General features: G+C 63.9%; 23 protein-coding genes and 1 pseudogene. 12 read left to right on the top strand and 12 right to left on the bottom strand.

What is annotated here, in order from left to right:
* Nucleotides 1-2: 2 nt before the first annotated feature.
* Together FJ953_RS09590 and FJ953_RS09585 are read right to left on the bottom strand one after the other, a co-directional pair.
* On the bottom strand, nucleotides 3-983 hold the full coding sequence (locus FJ953_RS09590; RefSeq protein ID WP_224646967.1) for an extensin family protein: 981 nt from the start codon (nucleotides 981-983) through the stop codon (nucleotides 3-5).
* A 199-nt stretch (nucleotides 984-1182) separates the two neighbouring features.
* Nucleotides 1183-1608, bottom strand: a complete 426-nt coding sequence (locus FJ953_RS09585; protein WP_140524880.1) for a DUF3775 domain-containing protein — start codon at nucleotides 1606-1608, stop codon at nucleotides 1183-1185.
* 150 nt (nucleotides 1609-1758) lie between these two features.
* Here FJ953_RS09585 and FJ953_RS09580 point away from each other — a divergent pair, with 150 nt between their 5' ends.
* Entirely contained in the window at nucleotides 1759-2292 is a 534-nt protein-coding gene (locus tag FJ953_RS09580) for a tetratricopeptide repeat protein (RefSeq protein WP_140495965.1), read from the top strand.
* A 268-nt stretch (nucleotides 2293-2560) separates the two neighbouring features.
* Nucleotides 2561-3034 carry a transcription elongation factor GreA gene (greA, locus tag FJ953_RS09575; RefSeq protein WP_008877613.1) on the top strand — a complete coding sequence of 158 codons (474 nt, stop codon included), beginning with the start codon at nucleotides 2561-2563 and terminating at the stop codon, nucleotides 3032-3034.
* Between the two features lie 221 nt (nucleotides 3035-3255).
* Here greA and waaC read toward each other — a convergent pair whose 3' ends face one another.
* Genes waaC through rfaD form a run of 3 tightly spaced genes read right to left on the bottom strand, consistent with a single transcriptional unit; the run spans nucleotide 3256 to nucleotide 6172 of the window.
* A complete protein-coding gene (gene waaC, locus FJ953_RS09570; RefSeq protein WP_140624105.1) occupies nucleotides 3256-4245 on the bottom strand; it encodes a lipopolysaccharide heptosyltransferase I in 990 nt (329 codons plus the stop codon).
* Nucleotides 4242-5249, bottom strand: a complete 1008-nt coding sequence (gene waaF, locus FJ953_RS09565; protein ID WP_140624103.1) for a lipopolysaccharide heptosyltransferase II — start codon at nucleotides 5247-5249, stop codon at nucleotides 4242-4244. The genes waaC and waaF overlap by 4 nt, the downstream gene beginning before the upstream one ends.
* Complete coding sequence (rfaD, locus tag FJ953_RS09560) at nucleotides 5222-6172, bottom strand: ADP-glyceromanno-heptose 6-epimerase (protein ID WP_140624101.1); 951 nt, start codon at nucleotides 6170-6172, stop codon at nucleotides 5222-5224. The genes waaF and rfaD overlap by 28 nt, the downstream gene beginning before the upstream one ends.
* Nucleotides 6173-6388: 216 nt before the next feature.
* On the opposite strand from rfaD, the gene FJ953_RS09555 reads away from it, so the two are divergent.
* The 4 genes from FJ953_RS09555 (at nucleotide 6389) to gmhB (ending at nucleotide 9860) form a co-directional block, all read left to right on the top strand.
* Nucleotides 6389-7021: a LysE family translocator gene (locus FJ953_RS09555; RefSeq protein WP_140524876.1), complete on the top strand. Its 633-nt coding sequence runs from the start codon at nucleotides 6389-6391 to the stop codon at nucleotides 7019-7021.
* 122 nt (nucleotides 7022-7143) lie between these two features.
* Nucleotides 7144-8637 (top strand): D-glycero-beta-D-manno-heptose-7-phosphate kinase, encoded by a 1494-nt coding sequence (rfaE1, locus tag FJ953_RS09550; protein ID WP_140624099.1) that lies wholly within the window; start codon nucleotides 7144-7146, stop codon nucleotides 8635-8637.
* Between the two features lie 7 nt (nucleotides 8638-8644).
* Entirely contained in the window at nucleotides 8645-9217 is a 573-nt protein-coding gene (locus FJ953_RS09545; RefSeq protein ID WP_140556028.1) for an SIS domain-containing protein, read from the top strand.
* Nucleotides 9210-9860 (top strand): D-glycero-beta-D-manno-heptose 1,7-bisphosphate 7-phosphatase, encoded by a 651-nt coding sequence (gene gmhB, locus FJ953_RS09540; RefSeq protein WP_140624098.1) that lies wholly within the window; start codon nucleotides 9210-9212, stop codon nucleotides 9858-9860. The genes FJ953_RS09545 and gmhB overlap by 8 nt, the downstream gene beginning before the upstream one ends.
* Before the next feature lie 15 nt (nucleotides 9861-9875).
* Here the strand turns inward: gmhB and FJ953_RS09535 are convergent, their stop codons facing one another.
* Both FJ953_RS09535 and FJ953_RS09530 read right to left on the bottom strand, forming a co-directional pair.
* Nucleotides 9876-10670 (bottom strand): glycosyltransferase family 2 protein, encoded by a 795-nt coding sequence (locus FJ953_RS09535; RefSeq protein ID WP_140624096.1) that lies wholly within the window; start codon nucleotides 10668-10670, stop codon nucleotides 9876-9878.
* Between the two features lie 173 nt (nucleotides 10671-10843).
* On the bottom strand, nucleotides 10844-11323 hold the full coding sequence (locus FJ953_RS09530) for an Lrp/AsnC family transcriptional regulator (RefSeq protein ID WP_140495956.1): 480 nt from the start codon (nucleotides 11321-11323) through the stop codon (nucleotides 10844-10846).
* A 248-nt stretch (nucleotides 11324-11571) separates the two neighbouring features.
* Between FJ953_RS09530 and trxB the strand changes: the two genes are divergently transcribed.
* On the top strand, nucleotides 11572-12546 hold the full coding sequence (trxB, locus tag FJ953_RS09525; RefSeq protein ID WP_140516807.1) for a thioredoxin-disulfide reductase: 975 nt from the start codon (nucleotides 11572-11574) through the stop codon (nucleotides 12544-12546).
* Between the two features lie 89 nt (nucleotides 12547-12635).
* Complete coding sequence (locus tag FJ953_RS09520) at nucleotides 12636-13532, top strand: LysR family transcriptional regulator (protein ID WP_140495954.1); 897 nt, start codon at nucleotides 12636-12638, stop codon at nucleotides 13530-13532.
* 19 nt (nucleotides 13533-13551) lie between these two features.
* Here FJ953_RS09520 and FJ953_RS09515 read toward each other — a convergent pair whose 3' ends face one another.
* Both FJ953_RS09515 and FJ953_RS09510 read right to left on the bottom strand, forming a co-directional pair.
* Nucleotides 13552-14049, bottom strand: coding sequence for an isoprenylcysteine carboxylmethyltransferase family protein (locus FJ953_RS09515; protein WP_140560643.1), 498 nt, complete (start codon nucleotides 14047-14049; stop codon nucleotides 13552-13554).
* Nucleotides 14050-14923: 874 nt separating this feature from the next.
* Nucleotides 14924-16975, bottom strand: coding sequence for an elongation factor G (locus FJ953_RS09510; RefSeq protein WP_140624094.1), 2052 nt, complete (start codon nucleotides 16973-16975; stop codon nucleotides 14924-14926).
* Nucleotides 16976-17300: 325 nt separating this feature from the next.
* Between FJ953_RS09510 and FJ953_RS09505 the strand changes: the two genes are divergently transcribed.
* Entirely contained in the window at nucleotides 17301-17696 is a 396-nt protein-coding gene (locus FJ953_RS09505) for a cupin domain-containing protein (RefSeq protein WP_140495951.1), read from the top strand.
* A 56-nt stretch (nucleotides 17697-17752) separates the two neighbouring features.
* Here FJ953_RS09505 and FJ953_RS09500 read toward each other — a convergent pair whose 3' ends face one another.
* Nucleotides 17753-18955, bottom strand: coding sequence for a pyridoxal phosphate-dependent aminotransferase (locus tag FJ953_RS09500; RefSeq protein WP_140624092.1), 1203 nt, complete (start codon nucleotides 18953-18955; stop codon nucleotides 17753-17755).
* A gap of 215 nt (nucleotides 18956-19170) precedes the next feature.
* Here FJ953_RS09500 and FJ953_RS09495 point away from each other — a divergent pair, with 215 nt between their 5' ends.
* The 3 genes from FJ953_RS09495 (at nucleotide 19171) to FJ953_RS09485 (ending at nucleotide 21628) form a co-directional block, all read left to right on the top strand.
* The gene (locus FJ953_RS09495) at nucleotides 19171-20061 is read left to right on the top strand and encodes an EAL domain-containing protein (RefSeq protein ID WP_140624090.1); all 891 of its coding nucleotides are present in this window, start codon (nucleotides 19171-19173) and stop codon (nucleotides 20059-20061) included.
* Nucleotides 20058-20906, top strand: coding sequence for an EAL domain-containing protein (locus FJ953_RS09490; protein WP_140624089.1), 849 nt, complete (start codon nucleotides 20058-20060; stop codon nucleotides 20904-20906). Before FJ953_RS09495 ends, FJ953_RS09490 begins: the two co-directional genes overlap by 4 nt.
* Nucleotides 20907-21019: 113 nt before the next feature.
* On the top strand, nucleotides 21020-21628 hold the full coding sequence (locus tag FJ953_RS09485) for a glutathione S-transferase family protein (RefSeq protein WP_140624087.1): 609 nt from the start codon (nucleotides 21020-21022) through the stop codon (nucleotides 21626-21628).
* Between the two features lie 101 nt (nucleotides 21629-21729).
* On the opposite strand, the pseudogene FJ953_RS30830 reads toward FJ953_RS09485, so the two are convergent.
* Nucleotides 21730-21983, bottom strand: a pseudogene (locus FJ953_RS30830) (hypothetical protein).
* Complete coding sequence (locus FJ953_RS09475; RefSeq protein WP_140556015.1) at nucleotides 21980-22180, bottom strand: iron-containing alcohol dehydrogenase; 201 nt, start codon at nucleotides 22178-22180, stop codon at nucleotides 21980-21982. Before FJ953_RS09475 ends, FJ953_RS30830 begins: the two are co-directional and overlap by 4 nt.
* Nucleotides 22181-22412 lie beyond the last annotated feature (232 nt).

The following is a 22412-nucleotide window of genomic DNA, read 5'->3' as shown; positions in this document are numbered from 1 at the left end:
CCCTACTGGCAGAAGGTACCGCCGTGGCGGCGCGGCTCGAGGTCGAGGTGCAAATGCAGCGAATGATCGGCATCGCTGCCCGGGCCCAGCACGGTCTTGAACGGCCCGCAGGCGGCCTTGCGCACCGCGTCGAGGAATTTGGCGTCCTTGTCCGGTGGCGCCGGGCCGACCTCGATCGTCCTGCCGTCCGCAAGTGTGAAGCTGGCAATATCGAGCGCATTGCCGAAGGCATGTTCGGACAGTTTGCGCGTGCCGTTGCGTGGCCGGCACACAAAGGCCGATGCCTGGCCGATCGATTTCAGGTCGGTGCCGAATTCGGCTTTCGCCGCCGGCTGGATGACGTTGCCGGCAAAGCGTGCCGCCGCCTCGGCCATTGCGCAATTGAGCTCGGCGCCCGGGGCAATGGCGATCGACTTGCCAAGGCTCTTCAGCACCAGGGGATAGGGGATCGAACAGCCGATATCGCGATCGCTTTCAGCCTTGTGCTCCTCGAATTCGACACCGAGACCCCTCAGCCGCTCGCGGCAGGCGACTTCCTCGGCAGGCATTTTCGCGTCTGGCAGGTCAGCCGAACGCGGATCGGGAAGCATCTCCTTTTTGTCCGCGTCCGCCGGCTTTGGCGGCGGTGGCGGGGCGAGGGCCGGCGGCTCAACCTCCGGTTCCGCAGTCTCAGGCCTTTGTGTCGGCGTCGGCGCCACGGCTGGCGGCTCCGGTTCGCCTTTCGCATCGGCTGGCGGCTCGGGCCGGGCTTGTTGCTTCCGAGGGGATCCTTCCTCCTGAAACCGGTCGGATGTTGCGGCTGGATTTTGCGTGTTCGGTTCTGTCGCCTCTGGCGCGTCAGCGGGGCGCGGTTCAGGCACTGGGACATCCGCACGTACCGGCTTCGGATTTTGCGTCCTCTGCCGTGCCGGCTTCGGCTTGCGATGCCTTTCGCCGCGCGGTTTCAGCGGCCGGTCAACCCGCGGCGTCAGCGGCTGTTCCACCCGTGGTAAAAGCGGCTCGTGATGCCTGTGACGATGCCTGGCATCGGCCGGCGTCACCAGCAGTGCTGTCACGACCATGACCAATGCAATCCTGTATTTTCGGGAAAAGCTCAGTGTTGCCATCGCCTCGAAACGGTGCCGGGATGCTCGAAGTTGCCTGGAAGGCGCTTAGGCCCGATCACAATCGATTACCGGCGCGTTACGCACCGATCGCTTCCAGCCCTTCCTCCAGCCAATCGGCGAGCAACGGCAAGCCGAGCAGGTATTTGGCCGTGTGCTTGTTGGCGCGCTCGCGCGCGGCGGCGACGGCGTCGGCCCATTCCGAGGCATCGTAGTCGCCACGGCCGACCCAAGCGAGCGCGACGAGCTCGGCCGCCTCGTCGACATTGAGGTCGTTGATCAGCTCGCGCAGTTCCTCTTCGGTCAGGTTTTCCGAGCTTTCCTCGGCGAGTCCGTCATGATGATGATTGTCACGGGTGTTTCCATCGAACTCGATTTCGTGTTCGGCGCCGTCGGCATAGTCTTCATTGATGGCGGCGCTCAACGCCTTGCATTTGAGGATGAACAGCCGCACGGTGTCGGGCCCGATCGTCAAATCCCAGTTCTTTTCAAGCCGTCGCTGCACTGGCGGTCTCCGCTGGCTCAGCTTTCATCGCCGCCGATGATAGCGGATTTCGAGCATCCGTCACCTCATGTTAGCCCCTTGCTTTTTTCCGGGATGAAACCGCCGACACGCTGCGTTAGTGTTGCATTCTCACCCCTCCAGGAGGCTCCGATGCATAAAAGAGTGCTGATCCAGGCGGCGAGCGCGCTTCTCGCTCTGCAGTTCCTTGCCGTTCCGGTGTTTGCCGCAGGCAGCGGTGACGACACCAGTACGACCACCAAATGCAAGAAAGGCATGGTCTGGGACAAGAAGAAGAACAAGTGCGTCGCACCCCAGGAAGGCATGCTGGACGACGACAGCATCTATGATGCCGGGCATGACCTGGCGATGGCCGGCCGCTATGACGAGGCGATCGCCGTGCTCAGCCTCGCCGCCAACAAGCAGGACCCGCGCATCCTCAACTATCTCGGCTATTCGCACCGCCATTCCGGCCGCGTCGCCGTTGGCCTCGGCTATTACGAGGAAGCGCTGCGCATCGATCCCAACTACACGCTGGTGCGCGAATATCTCGGCGAAGCCCATCTCCAGATCGGCGACCTGGCCGGCGCCCAGCAACAGCTGATGGAGATCGAAAAGCGAACCGGCAAGGGTTCACGCGAATACGGCATGCTGGCCGAACAGATCGACCATTTCATGAGGAGCTGACCCCCCTCGATGCCTTTTCGAACCGGCCGCGAGCAATCACGGCCGGTTTTTTGTTGCCATGCCGGCTCCTGCGACGGCGCGGGCGAAAACGGTGATGATTTCTTCAGAAACCGATTTTTGGGCGTGAAAAGCCCGCAAAGATTGCTATATTCAGGGAAATTGCGGTGAACGGTTCCGTTAGCCCGAGGCTGCCGGACCGTTTTCTTTTTGCACCATCGATAAGGCTTTCCCCGAAATGCGGGGGTGGCGGCAGGAAAGGTCAGGTATCATGAACAAGGTCCCGATGACAGGCGAGGGGTTCGCGTCATTGAAGGAAGAACTGCGCTGGCGCCAGCAGGAGGAGCGGCCGCGCATCATCGAGGCGATCTCCGAAGCGCGCTCGCACGGCGACCTATCCGAAAATGCCGAATACCATGCCGCCAAAGAGGCGCAGAGCCTCAATGAGGGCCGTGTCAACGAGCTCGAGGATCTCATCGCCCGGGCCGAAGTCATCGATGTCACCAAGCTCAGCGGCGACAAGGTCAAGTTCGGCGCCACCGTGGTGCTGGTCGACGAGGACACCGAGGAGAAGAAGACCTACCAGATCGTCGGCGATCAGGAGGCGGACGTGAAGTCCGGCCGCATCTCGATCTCCTCGCCGATCGCGCGGGCGCTCATCGGCAAGGAAGTCGGCGACGCCATCGAGGTCAACGCGCCGGGTGGTGCAAGGGGCTACGAGATCGTCCAGGTGCAGTTTATCTAAGGAGTTCGAGGGGCGCTGATCTGCGCGTTTTTAGCCAAGGTTGGCGCCGCCCCTCATCCGCCTGCCGGCACCTTCTCCCCGTATAGTGACGGGGAGAAGACGGCTGAACGCGAAGTCGGCGTCTATTCTGCAAACGCTTAAAATTGGCGCAGTCATCGGTGAAGGTGTCCTTCTCCCCGGCAGGGCGATGAGGGGCAGCGCCAGCTTTCCGATTGAATAGATCAGTTCTTGCCAGCGCCGGCCTGGCCATGCGTCTGGTGCTCCAGCAGCCTCTCAGCCTCAGCCACCACCCTCGCGGGCGACACTCGCTCACCGGGCGCGGCCTGCAGCGTCAATGCATAGGGGCCGCGCGGACCGGTCAAACCCGGCTCCGTGGCCAAAAACACCGCGACCGTCGGCAGGCCGAAGGCGCTGGCGAGATGCGTGAGCCCCGTGTCGGCGCCGATTACCAGCCTCGAGTTGCCCAGGATCGCCGCGATGTCGGCCAATGGTGATTTTGGCACGATGCTCGTCGATGGAACTGCCCGGGCGATCGCTTCGGCCACCGCCTGTTCGCGCTCGTCCGACCAGGTCGTGACCGGCGTCATGCCGCGCTCAACCAGCAGGCGGCCGGTTTCGATCCAGTCTTCAACAGGCCACTTCTTGTCCTCGCGGCTGGTGCCGTGCAGCAGGAAGGCCGTGTTGCCGGCTATGCCGGTCAGATTGCCGGGCGGCGGCACAATGCCCGAATCCAGTATCGAAAGATCGGGCCGGTAACCCAACGCCTGCCCGAAAAGCCGTCGCGTCCGCTCGATGGCGTGCAGGTTGCGGGGGACGGCGTGGCCGACGTCGTAAAGCAGCGTTGCCGAAGGCTCGCGCGCGCTTGAGCGGTCGAAGCCGGCGATCGGCGCCTTCGCCTGCCTGGCCACCAGCGCCGATTTCAACAGGCCTTGCGCATCGATGACCAGATCATAGCGGCACGCACGCAAGGCGCGTCGCAAGGCGGTCGCCTCGCGCCAGGTGGCCTTGTCGAAGAGATGTTTTCGCCAACGCCGGATGGCGACCGTGTGGATGGTTCCGACTGCGGGGTGCAGCGCGACGATGCCGGCGAAAGCCTCCTCGACGCACCAGTCGAAGGCAATATCGGGCCGTGCGCGGCGCGCATCCTGGAGCGCCGGAAAAGTGTGGATGACATCGCCCATCGACGAGGTCTTGACGATCAGCACCTTCATGCGGCGGCCGGGATGTCCAGCAGGCGGTCCGCCGCCGCCATGACCCGTGCGACCTCGAGCGTCTTCAGGCAATTGAGGTGGCCGAGCGGACAGATCTTGCGGTGGCAAGGCGAGCAGGAGAGGCCGAGCCAGACCAGTTCGCGCCGTTCGGCCAGCGGCGGCGTATTCTGTGGCGAGGTCGAACCATAGACGGCGACAACCGGCGTGCCGACCGCCGCCGCAACATGCATCAGCCCGCTGTCGTTGGAGACCGCCAGCCCGGCGGCCGCGATCAGGTCGATGGCGTCCTCCAGCCGCGTCTGGCCGGCCAGGTCGACCACGCCAGGAGCGAGGGCTGCGATCTCCGCGGTCACGTCGCGGTCGTTCTTCGACCCGAACAGCGCGACCTTGAACCTTCTGGCCATGAACTCCCGGGCAAGGCCGGCATAGCGTTCGCTCGGCCAGCGCTTGGCCGGGCCGAACTCGGCACCTGGCATCAACGCCACGAATTTCTGCGACTCCAGGCCGAAACGGTCGAGCAGCGTAGCCTGGTTATTGGCGTCCACCGTCAGATGAGGCGCCCGGAAACCGCCACCCTGTGCAAGGCCGAAATAGGCCTGCGCCGTGCGCCGTTTTACGGCCTCCGGCAGCGGAACGATATCGGTCAACAGGCCGTAGCGCATTTCCCTGAGATGGCCGAAACGGCGTGGAATGCGGGCAAAGAACGGGATCAGCGCCGACTTCCAACTGCCGGGCAGGATATAGGCCCTGTCGTAACGGCCGCGCAGCAGACGGCCGAAGCGGCGCCGATGTGCGAATTCGAGCGCGCCGGGTTTCAGCGGGAAATCGATCTGCTGGCGGACCTCAGGCATGCGCTTGACCAAAGGAGCCGCCCAGGCCGGCGCCAGCACGTCGATGGCTGCATTTGGATGAAGCTCCTTCAGCGCCGAGAACAGGCACTGCGCCATCACCATATCGCCCACCCAGCGTGGGCCGATCACGAGGATCGCTGGGCTTTCAGCCATTCGACATAGTCTCTGACGCCGGTTTCGACGCTGCGGAATTGCCCGTTATAACCGGCGGCGCGCAGACGCGACATATCAGCTTGCGTGAAGCTCTGGTAGCTGCCCTTGAGGTGGTCGGGAAAGGGGATGTACTCGATCTCGCCCTTGCCCAGCGCGTCGATGACGGTTTCGGCAATGGTGCGGAAGGGTTGCGCCCGGCCGGTGCCGCAGTTGAAAATGCCGCTCGCGCCGCGCTTCCACAGCCACAGATTGACATCGGCGACATCGCCGACATGGATGAAGTCGCGGCTTTGCTCGCCCGGACCAAAGCCGTCATGGGCGCCGAACAGCTTTGGATTCTCGCCACGCCCGACCTGGTTGAACAGATGAAAGGCGACCGAGGCCATGGCGTCCTTGTGCGCCTCGCGCGGCCCATAGACGTTGAAGTAGCGCAGGCCCGCGACCTGCGAATGATCGGTATCGAAGACATTGCGCCTGACATAGTCATCGAACAGCTTTTTTGAATAGGCGTAGACGTTGAGCGGCCGCTCAAGCTCCGCGTCCTCGCGGAACTCGGAGCCGCCGCCATAGACCGATGCCGAGGAGGCGTAGAGGAAGGGCACGCGCAGCGCCAGGCAGGCATGCAGCAGCCGCTTCGAATAGGCGTAGTTCACCTCCATCATGAACTTGCCGTTCCATTCGGTGGTGGTCGAGCAGGCGCCCTGATGGAAGACGGCCTCGATGCGGCCGAGCCCGCCGTCCTCGAGGCGGGCCAGGAAATCGTCCCTGTCGAGATAGTCGGCGATCCGCAAGTCAGCAAGGTTGGCGATCTTGTGGCCATCGCTCAGGTCGTCGACGACCAAAATGTCGTCGTGGCCCTCCGAATTGAGCGCGGCGACGATGTTGGAGCCGATCATGCCGGCGCCGCCCGTGACGATGATCATGAACGCCTCTGGTTGCTTGCGATTCCGGTCCTTATAAGGGAGGCTTGCGAAGCTGTCGACAAAGCAGCGTTGCCGGGCGGCACTGGGATCCGCAAGAACAATCGAGGGGTGGACCCGTCCGCGATTGCCCTGCGCGGGGCAGCGCGCCACAGTGGCGCCGCAAAGCTGCCGCTTCAGTCGGCTCGCGCCGCCGGGCGCGATCATGAGGGACCAGGAATGCCGTCGACAGAGCTGCTCGTCGCGTTTTTCGCCACCACGGCGATCTTCGCCTATATTCCAGGCCCGGCCATGCTCTATGCCGCCGCGCAGACGATGGCGCGCGGCCGCTGGTCCGGCCTGACTGCGGCGCTCGGCATTCATCTGGGCGGCTATGTTCACGTCTTTGCCGCTGCCGCCGGCCTGTCCGTGCTTTTCCACGCCGTGCCGCCGCTCTACATGGCGGTCAAGCTCGTCGGCGCGCTCTACCTGATCTGGCTCGGTGTGGCGCTGTTCCGCAAGCGCGCGGAAGGCGACATGGCACTGCCGGCGATCGAGCGGAAATCGGCTTGCCGCGCCTTTTTCGAGAGCATCGCCGTCGAGGTGCTCAATCCGAAGACCGCGATCTTCTTCATGGCCTTCCTGCCCCAGTTCATCGATGCCTCTGCCGCATTCCCGGTCTGGCTGCAATTCGTCGTGCTGGGCACGACAGTCAACCTGATGTTCTCCTCGGCCGATATCGTCTGCGTGTTCCTGGCTGGTGCCGTGATCGGCAGGCTGCGCCGCTCCAGCAGCGCCCAGCGCATGATGCAGCGAGCCGGCGGCGCGGTGCTGGTCGGGCTTGGCGTCCATGTCGCCTTGCAGAAGAGTTGACGAGGCCAGCCGGCGTTGCGCTGGCTCGAATTGCGGTATATCGGCATCGCCATGAACGACCGATCCCGGCCAATTTGTCCTCCATGCATCTTCAAAACCGGTTTTTGCGCGTTGCCAGTGACATGACCAAGCACGACCCACTTTCCCCCGAGCCCTTGCACCGCGCCATCGCGCACTTCGGCCAGGCCACCGTGCTGGTGGTCGGCGATCTCATCCTTGACCGGTTCGTCAACGGCATCATCGAGCGGATTTCGCCTGAAGCGCCGATCCCGGTGCTCCATGGGCGCGGCGAGAGCCTGGCGATGGGCGGCGCCGGCAATGTCGTGGCCAACATCATCTCGCTCGGCGCCGCCGCCATTCCGGTCTCGGTGATCGGCTCTGATACGGCAGGCGACAGCCTGGTGCGCATGCTCGGCGAGCTTGGCGCCGACACGACAGGCCTGGCGCGGGAGCGCGGCCGCATGACGTCGTCCAAGAGCCGCTTCAGCGCGCTCAACCAGCAGGTGCTGCGCTTCGACGAGGAAGAGATCAAGCCGCTCGGCGCGGCGGAGCGCGCGGCGCTGGTCCGGCATTTCCGCGCCGCGCTGGCGCACGCCGACATCGTCATCCTGTCGGATTACGGCAAGGGCATCCTGCTCGACGGCGTCGCCGGCGAATTGATCGCGATCTGCCGCGAGGCGGGAAAGCCGGTGCTGGTCGATCCGAAGGGCCGGGATTATGCACGCTATGCCGGCGCGACCGCCATCACGCCCAACCGCAAGGAACTCGGCGAAGCGGTCGAACGGCCGGTGTTCAGCGATGACGAGATCGTGGCCGCGGCGCGCGAGCTGCTTGCGGCGCATGGCTTCGACTTCGTCGTCGCCACGCGCAGCGAAAAGGGCATGAGCGTCGTCGGTCCGACGGAGGCGCGCCACATCGCCACGCAGGCGCGCGAAGTGTTCGATGTGTCGGGCGCCGGCGATACGGTGATCGCGACCTTCGCGCTGGCGCTTGCCGCCGGCGCCGATCCGGCCGCGGCCGCCTCGATCGCCAATGCAGCCGGCGGCGTTGTGGTGGGCAAGCGAGGCACGGCGCGGCTGACGGTCGAGGAACTCAACGGCGCGCTGTTTCGATCGCACGGTCTGAGCGTCCCCAGGGATGCCATCCTCGACGCCAAATCGGCCGCACGGCTGGTGTCGGCGTGGAAGGAGGAGGGCCTCAGCGTCGGCTTCACCAATGGCTGTTTCGACATCCTGCATGCCGGCCATGTCAGCCTGCTGCACGCGGCGCGCAGCCAGTGCGACCGGCTGGTGCTCGGCCTCAACAGCGACGCTTCGGTGCGCCGGCTGAAGGGGCCGGAACGGCCTGTCAACGACCAGCACGACCGCGCCTGCGTGTTGGCGGCACTCGCGTCTGTCGACGCGGTGGTGGTCTTCGACGAGGACACGCCGCTGGCGCTGATCGAGGCGCTTCTGCCCGACATACTGGTCAAGGGCGCCGACTACACTGTCGACACCGTGGTCGGCGCGGACGTGGTGCAGAAAGCCGGCGGGCGCGTGGTCCTGGTCGATCTCGTCGCCGGCAAGAGCACGACCGGCACCATCGGCAGGTTGCGCTCGGCCGGTAATAAGAATTGAGGGTTTCATGTCCGAACTGAACGATTACCTGGTCCGCTCGGCGGCCGCGATCACGGCGCTGGTCGAGCGCGATCTAACAGGCGCGATGGAACGTGCGGCGAGCGCGATCGTCGCCGCCCTTTCGTCGGGCAAGGCGCTGCTGATCTGCGGCAATGGCGGTTCGGCCAGCGACGCCATTCACATCGCCGGCGAACTGGTCGGCCGCTTTCTCAAGGAGCGCAAGGGCTACAATGTCATCGCGCTGCCGGCCAATGCCGCGGTGCTGACCGCCTGGGGCAATGATTACGGCTTCGACACCGTTTTTTCGCGCCAGGTCGAGGCGCATGGCGCGGCCGGCGGCGTGCTTCTGGCGATCTCGACCAGCGGCAATTCGCCGAGCATCCTGGCGGCCGCCGAACAGGCGCGGACCATGGGCATGACGGTGATCAGCCTGACAGGCGACACAGGCGGCAAGCTCGCGCCGCTGACCGACATCCTGCTCAACGTGCCCTCGACCTCGACGCCGATCATCCAGCAGGGGCATCTGTGCCTCTACCATCACCTGTGCGAGGTGGTGGAAGCGCGCCTCAGCAATGGCTGACAAGGCGCCGCACCCGTTGGCCGAGCCGGGCCTGTGGGTGGAGCGGATCGGCGGCAGGGTTTTTCCCGCCGGCCAGCCGGCGCTGTTCCTCGATCGCGACGGCACCATCAATGTCGATACCGACTATCCCAGCGATCCGGCCGAGATCGAGCTCCGGCCGCAGATGTTGCCGGCGATCGCCGCCGCCAACAATGCCGGCATCCCGGTCGTGGTGGTGACCAACCAGTCCGGCATCGCGCGCGGCTATTTCGGTTGGAGTGCCTTCGCCGATGTGAACCGCCGCGTGCTCGACCTGTTGCGCGATCAGGGCGTTGTCGTGGACATGGTGCTGGCCTGCGCCTACCACGAGGCTGGCGTGGGGCCGCTGGGCATATCGGATCACCCGATGCGCAAACCCAATCCCGGCATGCTCTTCGAGGCGGCGAGACGCCTCGATCTCGATCTCCGGCGGTCCGTGATCGTCGGCGACAAGCTGGCCGACATGGAGGCAGGCCTGGGCGCCGGCCTGCCGCAGGGCTGGCTCGTCGACGGCGAGGCGCAGCTTCGCTCCGGCTTCGTCATCAGGCCCTTGCGGGACAGCAGCGACCTCGACGGCCTGCTCGCCGCCATAGGGCGGCTCGATGGCCGGGATAAGCGGTCTTGATCCGGACCTGACCGCTCACGCCGGTTCGCTGCCTTGCGAGGCCTCATACAGTTTGGCCTCGGTGGCGAAGGAATAGATCATCACCGACATCGAATAGACGAAGCCGTGCCGGCCGCACAGGAAGTAGCGCTTGGCCAGATAGAATTTCAGGAAGTTGCCGAGCGGCGAAAGCACCAGCCGCACCAGGCCCGGCTTCTTGCCTTTCTCGACCAGGGTGGCCGCCTTGAGGCTGGAATAGGCATTTGCCCGGGCCAGATCCTCCTCGACCGATATTTCGCGGCGATGCAGCAGCACGCCGCTTTCGATCGTGCTGGTCTCGCCGGGAACGCCGAAGGATTCATGGACCCGCGCGGTCACGTCCATGGTCGCACCTTCCCGGCGGAAAAGCCGCAACAGCCTGTTGTGCAGCACCCAGCGATGGGCATAGCCGTAGCCCTTCAGCCAGTCGCGGCGGCGGATGTACCATCCGCTGATGCCGGCATTCGCCGTCTCGACTGCCGCCACGATCGACTGCCGCAGCCGGTCGTCGACGCGTTCGTCCGGGTCGATCGAAAGACACCAGGGCTGCGTGGCGTGGTCGAGCGCGAATTGCCGCTGATGCGGAAAACCCGGCCAGCCATTGTGCAGCAGCTTTATCGGATAGCCCTCAGCGACAAACTGCCGAACGATGTCCAACGTGGCGTCGGTGGAGCCTGAATCGACGATGACGATCTCGGCGCAAAAATCGATGCTTTCGAGGCACGGGCCGATCATATCGGCCTCGTTCATGCAGATGATGAGCGCCGAAATCGGGCTTGCAAACCTGGTCATGGTCCCTTCCACGGCGGATCGTCCTTGGAACTTACGCTGCTTGGGCAAGGAAACCAATCAGGCGCCAAATCGCACAGGACGATCCGGCTGCCTGCGCCTGTCCGTTATCAACGCGGCGGCGATGTGGCGAAATTCCGGAATTCGCTTTGGCCGGGCGCCGCAATCGATCGGCGTCACGGCCGCTCGAACGAGACCAACCCTTCATCCTTGACCCGGCGGATGGTGAGGGCTGTGCGCACCGTGTCGACGTTCGGCGTGGAGGTCAGTTCCTCGATGACAAAGGTCTGGAAGGCGCCGAGGTCGCTTGCCACGCAGTGCAGGAGGAAATCGGATTCGCCCGACACCATCCAGGCATCGCGTACGACCGGCCAGCCGCGCGTGCGCTCGGCGAAGATGCGAAGCTCGGCATCGGCCTGATGGTGCAGGCCGACCAGGCAGAAGGCGACCACGTCGAGACCGAGCGCCGGCGCGTTGAGCAGCGCCCGATAGCCGCGAATGATGCCGGCTTCCTCCAGTCGCTTGACGCGGCGCAGGCAAGGTGGTGCCGAAATGCCGACGCGGTTCGACAGTTCGACATTGGTCATGCGTCCATCTGCCTGCAATTCGCGCAGGATCTTCCAGTCGATTGCGTCGAGGTCGGCCTTGAGCGGCATTTCGGGGCTTTCGATGATTGCGGATGGCGAAAGAATCTTGCGGGATTTGTAATTAAACGACTTTGCTGTCCACGCCATCCCCCACGGGGAAATCCGCGCCGCACCAGAGCGGTTCGCCCGGTGCGACAAAGCTTTCCGGGGACGAACGCCAACCTGCCTTGCTGGCATCGTGGGCAACACTTACATTACGCGCGACATCGACGAGTTTCCATGCCGCAAACGCCGGCAGCCCTCCGCAGAGGCTTTTCATGACCACCAAGCACGCGCCTGTCCTCATCATCGGTTCCGGCCCGGCCGGTTATACCGCGGCGATCTATGCCGCCCGCGCCATGCTGAAGCCGATGCTGGTCGCCGGCCTGCAGCAGGGGGGCCAGCTGATGATCACCACCGACGTCGAGAACTATCCCGGTTTCGGCGAACCCATCCAGGGTCCGTGGTTGATGAGCGAGATGCTCAGGCAGGCAGAACATGTCGGCACCGACATCATCGCCGACATCATCACCGAGGTCGATCTCAACGTGCGGCCGTTCCGCGCAACGGGCGATTCCGGCACCGTCTACACGGCCGATGCCCTGATCATCGCCACCGGCGCGCAGGCCAAATGGCTTGGCATTCCGACCGAACAGGCGTTCATGGGCTTCGGCGTATCGGCTTGCGCCACATGCGACGGCTTCTTCTACCGCGGCAAGGATGTCGCGGTGGTCGGCGGCGGCAATTCGGCGGTGGAAGAAGCACTCTATCTGTCGAACCTCGCCAAGAGCGTGACGGTCATCCACAGGCGCTCGGACTTCCGCGCCGAACGCATCCTGCGCGAGCGGCTCTTGAAGAAGGACAATGTCCGCGTCATCTGGGACACGGTTGTCGACGAGATCACCGGCCGTCCGGGCAAGACGCCACTGCCGCCTTCGGTCGAAGGGTTGAAGCTGCGCAACGTGGTGACGGGTGTCGAGACGCAGCTCGAGGTCGACGGCGTGTTCGTCGCGATCGGCCATGCGCCGGCGGTCGAGTTGTTCGTCGGCAAGCTGAAGCAGAAGCCGAACGGCTATCTGTGGACGGCGCCGGATTCGACCCGCACCGACGTGCCCGGCGTGTTCGCCGCCGGCGACGTGACCGACGATATCTACCGCCAGGCGGTGACTGCGGCGGGGCTGGGCTGCATGGCGGCGCTCGAGGCCGAGAAATACCTGGCCGGTATCGAGGTGCATCGCGAGGCGGCCGAATAGCGGTTCGCAAACTGTTGAAAGAACGGCTTAGAAACGCCGTGTAAAAGCCTGATTTTTCATTCAGACGCCAAACAGGAACGAGGGGAATCATGGCGTTGGACTGGGACAAGCTACGCGTGTTTCACGCTGCGGCGGAAGCAGGGTCGTTTACACATGCGGCCGAGACACTGCACCTGTCGCAATCGGCGATTTCGCGCCAGGTCAGCGCGCTCGAGCATGATGTCGGCGTGCCGCTGTTCAACCGCCACGCCCGCGGCCTGGTGCTGACCGAACAGGGCGAGATGCTGTTCCGCACGGCGCATGACGTGCTGATGAAGCTCGAGACCATCAAGTCGCGGCTGACCGAGACCAAGGACCGCCCCTCCGGCGTGCTCCGGGTCACGACCACGGTCGGGCTCGGCGCCGGCTGGCTGACCGAACGCGTGCAGGAGTTCATCGAGCTCTATCCTGAAATCAGCCTGCAGCTGATCCTCGCCAACGAGGAGCTCGACCTGACCATGCGCCAGGCCGATTGCGCCATCCGGCTGCGCCAGCCGCAGCAGCCGGACCTTATCCAGCGCCGCCTGTTCACGGTGCATTTCCACCTCTATGCTTCGCCAGGCTATATCGCCAAGCATGGCAGGCCGGCTTCGGTGGCCGAGCTCAAGGCGCATCGCATCGTCACTTTCGGCGTGCCGGTGCCCGCGCATCTGTCGGAGCTGAACTGGCTGGAAACGGTCGGCGATTTCGAGGGCGGCCAGCGCGTGCCGACGCTGCAGATCAACGACATATTGTCGATCAAGCGCGCGGTGCAGGGCGGCGCCGGCATCGCCATGCTGCCCGACTATGTCATCTCCAAGGATTCCGGCCTGGTGCAGCTCCTGCCGGAAACGGAGGTGCCTTCTTTCGACACCTATTTCGCCTACCCGGACGCGATGAAGAACCAGGCGAAGCTGCACGTATTTCGCGACTTCATCATCGCCAAGGCGCGGAGCTGGTCGTATTGACCGGAGATCGTGCAGACCCTCACCCCCGCCAGCGCGTCAGGCGGGGCAGCCAGGCGGGCACGTTGCGGCGGTAGGTTTCGTATTCATCGCCATAGCGGCGTGCGAGCGTCGGCTCCTCGTACAGCTTGACGAAGGTGGCCATGGCCGCGGCTGCCATGGCGGCGTAGGCGACAAGCGTCCAGCTTGAAAACAGCAGTGCCTGGCCGATGATGATCGACAGCACCGCCACATACATCGGATTGCGGACATGGCGGTAGAGCCCGCCGACCACCAGTCTCTCGGTCGGAGCGACCGGAGCAGGCGTGCCGAGGCCTTCAAGCGCAAAGCAGGCGAATGCATGCAGCAGCGCCGCCACGGCGACGGCGATGAGGATCCAGCCGAGCGGGGCAAGACCCGGCAGGCTCGACCATGGCCGGTCCCAGCGATCCGTCAGCAGCCACGGCACGAGGCCGGCGACGATACAGGGTGCCGCGATGAAGAACGCAGCACTGCCGGCGATCGCCGAAAAGGTCCGCATTGCTTGTCTCCCGCCTGAAGCATGTCACGCCCAAACCGATTCCCGCGACGCGCTCAAGTCTTTGTTGTTCACGTCGCTGCCGAACCGAGGACACTTTGCGCGACATGCATTAGTTGCCTCGGAAATAAACGCCTGCTGCCTCATTCCACGCCATTGCGCATTTTTGACATTTCGGGATGAAAACCGAGCGTGATTCGCGATTCCGCCGTGACAATTGTCTCATTGCGGGTTCCGCTTCGGTGATTCTGCTGGTCCTATTGGGTCCAGAAATGGCTTAGACCACAGCCTGCGTCTTTTTGCATGCGTGTGTTGCAAAATAGATGCTTGTTTCTTGGGCATGATGAGCACATATATAATTCATCTCCTGGGCGCGTTCTCCTCCCATTAGCGCCCTCGAGTGTTCCCCTCTGGAGGTTAGCCTTAACAGGCACTTCCAATCAAACTCAGCCGGATCTTCATTGATCCGGCTTTTTTGTTGCCCGGACGCTGCCGGAAGGGCGGGAAAATCCACCGAAATAGCCACGTAACAGTGACATGTAACCTCTGGTAACATGTCAAAGGCGCTCGGCTCCTGCTAAGCAGATCATAGGACGCGGTGTGGTCGGACGGGAGATGGGGGCATCACTCGGACGATCCGGGCTCAGGCGGCTACCGCGTCCGAACCTTCTTCCGCCGAAGCGGCGACTTCAAGATGCGGCGGACCTGCCGTTTCTCCTCCCAAGAAAACGGTCCGCAAACAAAACGGCGTCCGGCCCCCCCCGGGCGTCGTTTTTTGTTTGCGCCCTCTCGAACAAGGTCGAGAGGGCACTCACCCAAATCTTTGTGGATGTCGATGTCCCAAAGCCGAGATCACTTTAGACGACATGCATCAGTATCAGGCTGCCTTGCCGTTGGCATTCATCGCTTCGTCGGCGAGCCGGCCGGTGAGTTCGGCCATGTGGTCGAAGACGGCGCGGTAGCTGGCGACGCCCGAGGTGGCCGAGCGCAGCTCGATGATCAGATCGCCGATCTCGGATTGCGGCATGGTCGCCTCGACGACATCCCATCCTGGCCAGCCGGGCCGCGCGTCGTAGCCGAGGATCTGGCCGCGCCGCTGCGGGATCAGCGCGATGATCTTCGAGGTCGCATCGGAGGGCGTCACGATCTCGACCTTCATCACTGGCTCCAGGAGCACGGGCGAACAGCCCGCCATGCCTTCCTTCATGGCAAGCTTGGCCGCCATCTGGAAGGCCATGTCGGAGGAATCGACCGCGTGGTAGGAGCCGTCCGACAGGTTGACGGCGACGTCGACGACGGGAAAGCCGAGCGGGCCCGACTTCAGGTAATCGCGTATACCGCTTTCGACCGACTGGATGTAGGTCTTGGGCACCACGCCGCCGGTGATGGTATCGGTGAACTGGAAACCTGCGCCGCGCGGCAGCGGCTTTATCTCGATCACCACATCGCCGAACTGGCCGTGGCCGCCGGACTGCTTCTTGTGGCGGCCGCGTTGCTGCGCCGATTTGCGGATAGTCTCGCGGTAGGGCACCGCCGGCGGATGGCCTTCGACCGGAATCTGGTTCTTGCCCTCGAGCCGTTCGCGTACGACGCGCAGGTGCATTTCTCCATGGCCCGACAGCACGGTCTCGGCCGAGTCCTGGTTATGATGCAGGCTGAGCGAGGGATCTTCTTCGGCCAGCCGTTGGATGGCGGCCGACATCTTCACCTCGTCCTTGCGCTCCTTCGGCCGCAAGGCGAAAGCGAAGACAGGCTGCGGCGGCTCGAACTGGAGCAGCGGCTTCATGCCGCCCTTGGCCGAGGTCAGCGTCTGGCCGGTCTTGACCGCGTCCAGCTTGCCGAGCGCGACCGTGTCGCCGGTCTTCGCCGCGGTGAGCTTCGACTGGTCCTTGCCAAGCATCCTGTAGATGCCGGACACCTTTGCCATGTCGCCGCCGGGCAGCCAGAGCTCGGAGCCATCGGCGACCTGTCCCGAAAGGATGCGCGACACCGACAATTTGCCTCCATGCGGTGTATGGATGGTCTTCATCACCTGAACCACGGTCGCGTTGCCTTCGGGGGCGCCGAGCCGTTTGCGGGTCGCGTCGATGTCGGGCGCATCATGGCGGATCGCCTTCAGGAGACGCAGCACGCCATTGCCTTTCTCTGCGGTGCCGATCAGCACCGGCGTGACGGCGCCGTCGCGCAGATCCGCGGCAAGATCGTCGAAGACCGCGTCCTTGGGCGGCTCGATCTCCTCGAGCAGCTGTTCCATCAACTGGTCGTCATGGTCGGCCAGCCGTTCCAGCATCGAAAAACGGGCTTCCAGCTCACGCGCCTTTTCGTCGCCGGGTATCTGGGCCACCTCGCTCTCGGCATATTCGCGGTAGATGTAGGCGCGTTCCAGCGCCAGGTCGATCGAGCCAATGACGACGCCGTCCTTGCGCAGCGGTATCTGGCGCAGAAGCAACGGCACCGCACTTGCCGGCTGCAGCATCTTCAACGTGTCGCGCACGCCGGCAATCGCCTTGTCGACCTTGTTGAGAAACAGGATGCGCGGCACGCCGAGATCGTCGAGCTTGCGCATGATGAGCTGGAGGGCGGGGATCTTCTTCTCGTCGGCCTCGGCGACGACCACCGCGAGGTCGCAGGCGGCCAGCACCGGTTCGGCCTCGAAGGAGAATTCGATCGATCCGGGACAGTCGACGAAAGTGAACTGCTCGCCCATGAATTCCGTGGTGGCGAAGGTCGCCTCGACGCTCATGGCGTGCGCGCGCGCCTCGGGCGAATGATCTGAAACGGTGTTTCCCGAGGAAACCGGGTTCTGGCGGGGAATGGTGCCCGTGCGGGCCAATATGGCTTCGAGAAGTGTCGTCTTACCGCTTGCGAAGGGACCGACTATGGCAATGCATTTCGGTCCCGTGCGTCGTCCTCCGGCGCGATTACCCATGACTGACCTCCACTCAGGCGTTTCCCTGGAGACCGACTGGCATTCATGGTTCAGGCCAAGGTCAGTCGGTCCTGAGCGGCGGCCGGCCTGTTCGACCGTCGCGGGCGGGCTTGTCTTCAACCGGCCCAAAGGTATCGTCCCACTTGTTTGCCGGCAGGGCAAGGAAAATAGGTAGCCTCAAGGGCCGAGCGCGCGGTGCGGTTGCCGCTGATTTGCAAGCCGAACAGACCGGTTGCGTCGACGGCCATATCGGCCGAAACTAGGGTCTCGAAAGAAGAGCGGCGTCGCCGCCGCCCGCATCGCCACCAGTTCCAGGGATCGAACGATGAAGATCATTGCTTGCGGCAGCACGCCGACCGTCATCGCGCCGGAAAAGTACTTCACCGGGCGGGTGCTGCAGACGCCGATCATCGAGAAGGAGGCTCCGGCACGGCTGCGGGCGACATTGGTCAGCTTCGAGCCGGGCGCGCGGACTCACTGGCACACGCATCCGCTTGGCCAGACGCTGTACGTCACGTCGGGCGCCGGCCTCGCCCAGACCTGGGGCGGTCTCATCCAGGAGATCAGGGCAGGGGACGTCATCTCGTTCGCGCCAGGCGAAAAGCACTGGCATGGCGCCGGGCCGAAAACGGCCATGACGCATATAGCCATGCAGGAAGCGCTCGAGGGCGTGCATGCCGACTGGCTGGAAGCGGTGACGCCGGCCCAATATGGCGGCTGAGTACCGTGTCGAGCCGATCTAAAAACCCGGCGTTTGGCCGGGTTTTGTTTTCACGATCAGGTCAGTGATGCCGTAAAGCGCTGGATGCGCGTGCACGCCTCCTCCAGCAGCGTCTCCGACGTGGCGTAGGAGATGCGGAAGTTCGGACCGAGGCCGAAGGCCGAACCGAATACCACCGCCACGCCCTCGGCCTCGAGCAGCTCCGAGCAGAAGGCCTCGTCAGTGTCGATCACCTTGCCGGCCTTGGTCTTCTTGCCGATCAGCTGGGCGCAGGACGGATAGACGTAGAAGGCGCCTTCCGGCGACGGACAAGAGATGCCGCGCGCCTGGTTGAGCATCGAGACGACGAGATCGCGGCGCCCCTGGAAGATCGCCTTGTTCTTGGCGATGAAGTCCTGCGGGCCGTTCAGCGCTTCGACCGAGGCCCATTGCGCGATGGTGCAGGCGCCCGACGTCTGCTGGCCCTGGATCATGTCCATCGCCTTGATCAGCTGGATGGGACCCGCGGCGTAGCCAATGCGCCAGCCGGTCATGGCATAGGCTTTTGACACGCCGTTCATGGTCAGCGTGCGCTCATAGAGCTTCGGCTCGACCTCGGCGATGGTCTTGAAGACGAAGTCGCCGTAGGTCAGATGCTCGTACATGTCGTCGGTCAGCGTCCAAACATGCGGATGCCTGAGCAGCACGTCGGCGAGCGACCGAAGCTCGGCCTCGGTGTAGGCGGCGCCCGACGGGTTCGACGGCGAGTTCATCAGCAGCCACTTTGTGCGCGGCGTGATGGCCTTTTCCAGCACAGCGGCAGTGAGCTTGAAGCCATTGTCGATCGAAGTGTCGGCGAACACCGAGGTGCCGCCGCAGATCGCCACCATCTCGGGATAGCTGACCCAATAGGGGCGTGGGATGATGACCTCGTCGCCGGGATTCAGCGTCGCCATGAAGGCGTTGAACAGGATCTGCTTGCCGCCAGTACCGACGATTGTCTGTTCGGGCTTGTAGTCGAGATTGTTCTCGCGCTTGAATTTCTTCGCGATCGCTTCGCGCAGCGGTGCGATGCCAGACACCGGCGGATATTTGGTCTCACCACGGCGGATGGCCTCGATCGCCGCATTCTTGATGTTGTCGGGCGTATCGAAATCCGGTTCGCCTGCACCCAGGCCGATGACGTCGCGGCCGGCATTTTTCAGCTCGCGGGCTTTCTGCGTCACCGCGATGGTGGCGGAAGGCTTCACGCGTGAAAGGGTGTCGGCAAGGAAGGCCATGACCTTTTTCTCTCCAGAAAGGATCAGCGCGGCCAGGAGCGGCCGCGGCGCTTCTCATGTCGCATCATTCCCGTGAGTGCAAGCATTGTCGGCTGGGCCAGTGCCGCAAGGAGGTCAATGAGCCGTGATCGACAACAGAAAGTTCATTAACGGGCGGTAGAGGCTTGCGTGGCAGGATCGCAACCCAATTGCGCCAGTTCGCGGAGCGAGGAACCTTGTCGCGCAGCATCGGGCTTGCCCATATCATCCGTCATGATGACGGCACCTCGTCAGGTGTCTGGGGCATTTATACGCTGCAAAGCGCCTTCCAGCCGATCTTCGCCTTCAGGGAAGGCAAGCTGTCGGTTGCCGCCTTCGAGGGCTTGATCCGGCCGTTCCGCGACGGCGAGCCGCAATCGCCAATGAGCTTCTTCAGCACCTGCCCGGCCGCCGACCGGCTCCATGTCGAGGCGCTGACCAGGACGCTGCATCTGCTGAATGCCGGCGCCTGCCTGCCGCAGGAAGCGTCGATCTTCGTCAATTTCGATCCATCGGTGTTCACCGAGCGCGCCGTTGCCGACAATGCCTTGCGCGAAATGCGCCTGGTGCTGCACGAGGCCGGCATCGATCCGGGCCGTGTCGTGTGCGAGGTGACCGAGCAGCGTCCAGCCTCGCAGGAGACCCTGCACGGTTTCGTCGCGGCGTTGAAGGGCAACGGCTTTCGCATTGCCGTCGATGACTATGGCGCCGACGATTCCGACATCAACCGCATCAAGGAGTTGAAACCCGACATCGTCAAGTTCGATGCCCACTGGATCACGCAGTTGATGGAGTCCGGCGCCGGCTTTGCGCTGCTGACGTCCATGGTGAAAAGCTTTGAGGCGCAAGGCATCCGCACCGTGTTCGAGGGCATCGAGGAAGGCTGGCAGTTGGAGCTGGCCGAGAAATCCGGGGCTTCGATGGTCCAGGGTTTCGTGCTGGCGCGGCCGGAGCTGGCGCCGACCAGCTTCCGCGTCTTCGGCAAGGACGGGCCGTCGCCTGCCGCCGACAATGCCTCTTCCGTCCCGGCCGCCGCGCCGCATACCGCGCGGGCGGTGAAAGTCTTTGGGCGCAGGAGCACACGATGAGGCCCGAACGGCGGCGAGATGTCGGCGATGCGATCTTCATGGACGAGGTCGGTATCGAATATGGCGTTTATGGCGACTTTCGCCTGCGCAGCGCCTACCAGCCGATCTTCGCGCCGCGCGGCCGCTTCCTGCACGCAATCGCCGTCGAGGGCTTGATCGAGCCGCATCGCGCCGGCCGGCCGGGCGCCGCACGGGCGTTCTTCGAAGGCGTCGCGGCCCAGGACCGGCTGTTCGTCGAAACCATGTGCCGGGTGCTGCATCTCAGGAATTTCCGCAACATCGGCGTCGATGGGCTCGATCTGTTCTTCAACTACAATCCATTGGTCAACGCCCATCGGGGCCGGGCCTTGGCCGAAATCCGGCTGATGAGCAGGCATCTCGGCGAGCTCGGCCTGGCCCCCGGCATGCTGGTCTGCGAAATCACCGAACAGGCGGCCGACGACACGCTGCTGGCCAGGCTGGTGCGCGAGATGCGCCGCGACGGCATCCGCATCGCCATCGACGATTTCGGCACCGGCCACTCGACCGAGGAGCGGGTCAGCCTGCTCAAGCCCGATATCGTCAAGATCGACGGTGGCTGGTTCGCGCAATTCTGCCGCCACGCCGCCGCCGAACGGTTCTTCCGCCCGCTGGTCTCCAGCCTGCACGACCGCGGCGCCAAGGTCCTGGTCGAGGGCATCGAACAGCCCACCCATCTGCGCGTCGCGCTCGATGGCGGCGTCGACCTGCTGCAAGGTTTTCTACTCGCCCGGCCGGCGCTGGCCGGGGTGATCTTCGACGAGCGACCGCTCGCCATCGACGCGCTGCTGGGCAGGGACAGCAAGGTGGTGCCGCTGTTCGGGTAGCGCCGTGTGCTACACATCAGCGGCGCTGATCGTCGCGCCAAAACTAATCATTGGTGAGGACGGCGCGGCTACGATAATCGCGTCTGCACATGGCAGCGCTCGGGGGACCAGCGATGATACTTTACAGCATGATCGACAGCGGCAACTGCTACAAGCCGCGCCTGCTGATGGCCAAGCTCGGCCTCCCTTTCACCACTGTCGAGGTGAGTTCGCACACGGGCGATACGCGAAAAGCGGATTTCGTCGCCAAGAATCCGAACGCCATGGTGCCGCTGCTGGAGCTCGACGACGGAAGGCGGATCGCTGAATCCAACGCCATCCTGCTCTACCTCGCGGAGGGCACGCGCTTCCTGCCCGCGGACAAGTATGAGCGCGGGCTCGCCTATCAATGGCTGTTCTTCGAACAGTACAGCCACGAGCCCTATATCGCCGTGCGCAAGGCGCTGCTGACCTTTCCCGAAAGGGCCAAGGACGCGACGCCGGAGCGGCTGGCGGTGACACTGGAGCGCGGCAACAAGGCGCTCGGTGTCATGAATAAATACCTGGAGAACAACGCGTTCTTCGCCGGAAACGCCTACAGCGTCGCCGATATCGCGCTCTACGCTTATACGCATACGGCGGAGCAGGGCGGCTTCCAGCTCGACGCCTATCCGGCGGTGGCTGCGTGGCTTGACCGCATGGTGGCGGATCCGGGGCACGTCTCTATGGAGTGGGTAGGGTAATTTTATCCTCAACCTCGCCACCGCCCCGCGGCTCTTTTGGGCGAGGCGCGCCAAACAGGCGCGAGGCCCGGCCACCCATCGTCCGAGAAGCTGCGCGGGAGCTATTTCAACAAATGGTCGTAGTAGGCATGGGTGCCGATCCAGAACCAGATCACATCTTCATTGTTGCGTATGGCAACAGCCCGGTAGTTTCGTCGACCCGCGCCGACCAATAGCAACCTACCTGCTTGAAATGTAAGGAGGGATGAAAAGGATCGGAGCGCAGTATGACAAAACGCCTGTCCGCCTTTGCTTTGTTCGACGACGACAGTTTTTCATAAGCCTTCCAGAATGATGGAGAGGCGCCGTGATTCACAGAGGGCGAGTCCGGCCGGCGCGATGGTCAGCCAATGCCTGTTCGGCAAGCTTGTCCAATCGCCCCGCCCTCACGTCGGTCTCGATCTGCCGATCCCACAGGTCCGCCTGGAGCGCCTCGAACCATGCGGCAAACGCCTTCAGCTCCTCGGGGCTCAGTTCGGTGATGGACTTTTCGATTTGCTCAAGCTTGGTCATGGCCGGATAATACCACTCTAGTGGTACCACAGGTGGGACTCCAGGTTCGGCTTTACATGCCTGGAATCCAGGCAAATAAAAAGGCGGGACAATGCCCGCCTTCCCATTTCGGTAGCCTGATCGGGAGCGTCCGGTCCGGGCTGGCAGCTATCTGCTGATCCGGCTTGTCGGGTCTTTCCGCTCCGGCGCGCTTCTCGCGCGACCGTCAGTACATCCGTGACTTGCCGCGCGC

This window comes from Mesorhizobium sp. B2-3-6 (assembly GCF_006442305.1).
Classification (GTDB): domain Bacteria; phylum Pseudomonadota; class Alphaproteobacteria; order Rhizobiales; family Rhizobiaceae; genus Mesorhizobium.
This window is presented reverse-complemented; position numbering and strand designations above follow the sequence as displayed.

Coding starts and splice junctions, on each gene's coding strand:
- FJ953_RS09580 (WP_140495965.1), top strand. CDS start 1,759: ATGCATAAAAGAGTGCTGATCCAGGCGGCGAGCGCGCTTCTCGCTCTG.
- greA (WP_008877613.1), top strand. CDS start 2,561: ATGAACAAGGTCCCGATGACAGGCGAGGGGTTCGCGTCATTGAAGGAA.
- waaC (WP_140624105.1), bottom strand. CDS start 4,245: ATGAAGGTGCTGATCGTCAAGACCTCGTCGATGGGCGATGTCATCCAC.
- waaF (WP_140624103.1), bottom strand. CDS start 5,249: ATGGCTGAAAGCCCAGCGATCCTCGTGATCGGCCCACGCTGGGTGGGC.
- rfaD (WP_140624101.1), bottom strand. CDS start 6,172: ATGATCATCGTCACGGGCGGCGCCGGCATGATCGGCTCCAACATCGTC.
- FJ953_RS09555 (WP_140524876.1), top strand. CDS start 6,389: ATGCCGTCGACAGAGCTGCTCGTCGCGTTTTTCGCCACCACGGCGATC.
- rfaE1 (WP_140624099.1), top strand. CDS start 7,144: ATGACCAAGCACGACCCACTTTCCCCCGAGCCCTTGCACCGCGCCATC.
- FJ953_RS09545 (WP_140556028.1), top strand. CDS start 8,645: ATGTCCGAACTGAACGATTACCTGGTCCGCTCGGCGGCCGCGATCACG.
- gmhB (WP_140624098.1), top strand. CDS start 9,210: ATGGCTGACAAGGCGCCGCACCCGTTGGCCGAGCCGGGCCTGTGGGTG.
- FJ953_RS09535 (WP_140624096.1), bottom strand. CDS start 10,670: ATGACCAGGTTTGCAAGCCCGATTTCGGCGCTCATCATCTGCATGAAC.
- FJ953_RS09530 (WP_140495956.1), bottom strand. CDS start 11,323: ATGCCGCTCAAGGCCGACCTCGACGCAATCGACTGGAAGATCCTGCGC.
- trxB (WP_140516807.1), top strand. CDS start 11,572: ATGACCACCAAGCACGCGCCTGTCCTCATCATCGGTTCCGGCCCGGCC.
- FJ953_RS09520 (WP_140495954.1), top strand. CDS start 12,636: ATGGCGTTGGACTGGGACAAGCTACGCGTGTTTCACGCTGCGGCGGAA.
- FJ953_RS09515 (WP_140560643.1), bottom strand. CDS start 14,049: ATGCGGACCTTTTCGGCGATCGCCGGCAGTGCTGCGTTCTTCATCGCG.
- FJ953_RS09510 (WP_140624094.1), bottom strand. CDS start 16,975: ATGGGTAATCGCGCCGGAGGACGACGCACGGGACCGAAATGCATTGCC.
- FJ953_RS09505 (WP_140495951.1), top strand. CDS start 17,301: ATGAAGATCATTGCTTGCGGCAGCACGCCGACCGTCATCGCGCCGGAA.
- FJ953_RS09500 (WP_140624092.1), bottom strand. CDS start 18,955: ATGGCCTTCCTTGCCGACACCCTTTCACGCGTGAAGCCTTCCGCCACC.
- FJ953_RS09490 (WP_140624089.1), top strand. CDS start 20,058: ATGAGGCCCGAACGGCGGCGAGATGTCGGCGATGCGATCTTCATGGAC.
- FJ953_RS09485 (WP_140624087.1), top strand. CDS start 21,020: ATGATACTTTACAGCATGATCGACAGCGGCAACTGCTACAAGCCGCGC.
- FJ953_RS09475 (WP_140556015.1), bottom strand. CDS start 22,180: ATGACCAAGCTTGAGCAAATCGAAAAGTCCATCACCGAACTGAGCCCC.